We start from the raw sequence: 3,394 nt of genomic DNA, 5'->3' as shown, positions 1-3,394 counted from the left end.
CCTGGGCGACACTCTCCAACCCCTTGATGATGGCCATGACGTCGAATCCCCCCGAATCCGATGGATGATCTTCCCGATTCCTCATCTACCCCTGAAGATCATTCCCACGCCTGAAGAGATACCCCCCTGCCGTTCTCGTCAGAGCAGGTCTGGCGGAGGCTGGGGCAGCGGGTGGGCCCCTTCTGGACGCAGGCCGTCGAAGATGATCGCGAGGTATCGCCGCCACAGGTCTGGTGCGGCGTCCGGAAGGGAGTTGGCCACGTAGCCCGGTGCGCACATCAGCAGGATGACGTCGGTGCCGGTGACGTCGGTCCGGATGACGCCGTATTCGCGGGCCCGGTCGACCAGGGTGTCGATGGTCTGAAACATGGCCGTGCGCGCCTTGCCGACCTCGGGGCGGACGTCGCCGGCTTCCTGCAGGAACGACAGGTCGCGTTGTTGCCGCTGTTGCGCGGCGGCGGTGAGGAACTCCAGCAGCGCGGCGCCGGGGTCGCCGGAGTCCAGCAGGCGTTCGCCGATGGCGGCGAGGGCCTGGATGCGGTCCAGCACGATGGCGGCGATCAGGTCGTCTTTGGTCGGGAAGTGGCGAAAGACGGTGCCTTTCCCGACCCCGGCACGGCGGGCGATGTCGGCGACCGAGGCACCCAGTCCATGCTCGGCGAACTCGTCGGCCGCCGCCGCCAACAGCAGTGCGCGGTTGCGTGCAGCGTCGGCGCGCAGGGGGCGGGACGTGGTCACGGCCGCAGCCTAGCAAGTTGACCGCCCGGTCCGCTTATCGCTAGCGTCCCCCACCGAGACGAAACATGACCGCCTGGTCCGTTTTCTCTGGAGGGGTTTTGAACAACCACCGATCCATGAAGGCCGTCGTCGCGACCGACTACGGACCGCCAGAGCAGTACACGGTGACCGAACTCCCTGTCCCGCGACCCGGCCCCGGGCAGATCCAGGTCCGCATCGCCGCCGCGGCGATCAATCCCGCCGACGTGCGGCTGCCCAGCGGCGAGTTCGGCGACGCAGTGCGCCTGGAGTTCCCCTACGTCCCCGGCAACGACTTCGCCGGAACCGTCACCGAGGTCGGCGCCGGCGTCAACGCCTACCGCGCCGGCGATGAGGTGTTCGGCCTAGCCATGCCCCGTGTGCTGCGGGCGATGGCCGGCAGGCGCCCGTCGGTTGGCACCGGATCGCTGGCCGAGTATGCGGTCGTCGAGGCGGATACCCCGCTGGTCGCGCACCGCCCGGCCGCTCTGTCGGCGGAGGACGCGGCGGCGCTGGCCACTGCGGGTTTGACCGCCCGGGCCATCGCGACGACCGCGAACCTCCAGCCAGGCGAGCACGTGCTGGTCGTCGGGGCGAGCGGCGGTGTCGGCACCGCTCTGATTCCGTTGCTGGCCGCAGCGAAGGCCCATGTGACCGCCACGGCGACCGACGTCGACGCCGAGCTGCTGCGCCGACTCGGCGCAGCGGAGATCATCGGGTACCAGGAAGCGGACTACCCCGCCGGCATCGACGTCGCGGTCAACGCGGTCCTGCCGGGCGACCGTCTGACGGGCCTGGCCGCGGCGCTGCGTCCTGGCGGCCGACTGACCACCATCACCTATCCGGTGCCGACGCCGGAACTGATCGGTCGTGATGATGTCGGGCTGGACTTCGTCCTCGACGTGGACGGCGACCTCGGCGGCATGCGCGAGGTCGGCGACGCGGCCATGCGTGGGGAACTGCGCGCCACGATCGGGCGCCGCTACCGGCTCGGCCAGGGCCCGCAGGCGTGCACCGACTTCGTCCGTGAGCACACGACAGGCAAGCTCGTCGTCACAATGTGACCGCGCATCGGCGTCGGCACGAAGAACGTCCCATCCGTCTTCTCAGGCCAAGAGCCAGCGAATCGCCGATGGGCGGACCGGCCCCCACGTTCTGCTGGAACCAAGGGCACGGGGCTTGAACCACGACAACGCAGCGACCGTGATGCTCGGTCTGGACGGGGTGGCGGTCGTGGCCGCGCAGGCGGACGAGGACGGCAATCCGATGCTGACGCTGGTCACGGCCTGCCTGGAGGCGCGACGTTGCCCGGGATGCGGGCAGCGCGAGCAGGGCGTCAGATCTGGTGACCACGACTCCGCGGGACCTGCCACTGACAGGGCGGCCGACGCTGCCGCCCTGGACGAAACGCCAGCGGGAGTGCCAGAACCGCGTTTGCGACCGTCGATCGTTCACCGTGTGACTGCTGGCGATCCCCGCGCGATCACGACCGACGCCCGGCACTCGTCGACGGAGGTCAGACAGTGCCCTTCTTGACCGCCTCGCTCACCTCGGCCGGTGAAATCCGCCAGGGGGCACCGTGCCCCGGAAGCACCCAGGACGCCGGCAGGTCGGCGATCCGGTCGAGGGATGCCTGCGCCGCCTCCGGATCGTCAGTGAACGGCGCTGGCTGCGGTCCACCGCGCCCGGTGAGGACGTGCCGCGTGGTCAGGGCATCACCGACGAAGAGAGCGTCGGCGACCGGGACGTGCACCGCCACGCTCCCCGGCGAGTGCCCCGGCATACCGATGATCACCGGGCTCCCCGGCAGGTCCAGGACGTCGCCGTCGCTGATCTCGGTGACCTCGCTGACGTAATGCGTACGCAGGCCGTTCTTGCGGATCGAGTACCCGAAGAACCCGAGCGTCGGCCCAAGACGCATGGGCCCCATCGCCGTCTTGGGCTTCTCGCCCGTGCGCGCACGAACCGAATCGGCCGCGTGCACGAACACCGGCACACCGTGCTCGCGCCGCAGACGCTCGGCGAACCCGATGTGGTCGGAGTCCCCGTGGGTCAGGATGAGCCCGCGGACATCGTCGACGGACTTGCCCAGAGAGCCGAGCTCACGCTGCAGATCTCCCCAGTGACCGGGCAGTCCCGCGTCGATGAGCGTGATCCCTTCATCGGTGTCGACGAGATAGCACGCCACGATGTCGTTGCCGAGGCGATGCAGATGAGGTGCGAGTTTCACCGGTTCCTCCAAGGCGGGGCGGACGGGCGAACGTTGAACGCTGATGAGTTCAGCCACGACGACGAACGTCAATAGCCCACGTTCCCCCGAAGGAACGAACGATGCCATCCTCATGCAACGAGAACGTCACCACGCGACACGACCCACCGAGGACGAACGCCCCCCGCAGGACCTGGCGATCCCGTCCCACCGCCCGCCGAAAAACACCCCGCAAACGCAAAAAGGCCCCGCCACGAAAATGGCGGGGCCTCCCCCAACACAAACACACGCATACAAAAAGAAGTGGGGCCCGCCACAATGTGGCGGGCCCCACCCAATATAAGTCCGGCGGCGTCCTACTCTCCCACACAGTCTCCCATGCAGTACCATCGGCGCTGAGGGGCTTAACTACCGGGTTCGGGATGGGAC

The 3,394-nt window shown here is 68.6% G+C and carries 4 protein-coding genes and 1 rRNA gene; 2 read left to right on the top strand and 3 right to left on the bottom strand.

Features of this window, described 5'->3' with window-relative positions; genetic code table 11:
* Positions 1 to 138: 138 nt before the first annotated feature.
* Positions 139 to 738, bottom strand: a complete 600-nt coding sequence (locus EBO15_RS42955) for a TetR/AcrR family transcriptional regulator (RefSeq protein ID WP_122200165.1) — start codon at positions 736 to 738, stop codon at positions 139 to 141.
* A 116-nt stretch (positions 739 to 854) separates the two neighbouring features.
* Here EBO15_RS42955 and EBO15_RS42950 point away from each other — a divergent pair, with 116 nt between their 5' ends.
* Entirely contained in the window at positions 855 to 1,820 is a 966-nt protein-coding gene (locus EBO15_RS42950; RefSeq protein ID WP_122200164.1) for an NADP-dependent oxidoreductase, read from the top strand.
* A gap of 115 nt (positions 1,821 to 1,935) precedes the next feature.
* A complete protein-coding gene (locus tag EBO15_RS43955) occupies positions 1,936 to 2,292 on the top strand; it encodes a hypothetical protein (protein WP_147481924.1) in 357 nt (118 codons plus the stop codon).
* Here EBO15_RS43955 and EBO15_RS42945 read toward each other — a convergent pair.
* Complete coding sequence (locus EBO15_RS42945) at positions 2,273 to 3,043, bottom strand: MBL fold metallo-hydrolase (RefSeq protein ID WP_199745184.1); 771 nt, start codon at positions 3,041 to 3,043, stop codon at positions 2,273 to 2,275. The two genes, EBO15_RS43955 and EBO15_RS42945, sit on opposite strands and share 20 nt — an antisense overlap.
* 265 nt (positions 3,044 to 3,308) lie before the next feature.
* Positions 3,309 to 3,394 (bottom strand): 5S ribosomal RNA (gene rrf / locus EBO15_RS42940); the annotation flags it as partial.

Source organism: Actinomadura harenae (assembly GCF_003696215.1).
GTDB classification, from domain to species: domain Bacteria; phylum Actinomycetota; class Actinomycetes; order Streptosporangiales; family Streptosporangiaceae; genus Spirillospora; species Spirillospora harenae.
Note: the sequence above shows the minus strand (reverse complement) of the source record. Positions and strands in the feature narration are given on the sequence as shown.

Coding starts and splice junctions, on each gene's coding strand:
- EBO15_RS42950 (WP_122200164.1), top strand. CDS start 855: ATGAAGGCCGTCGTCGCGACCGACTACGGACCGCCAGAGCAGTACACG.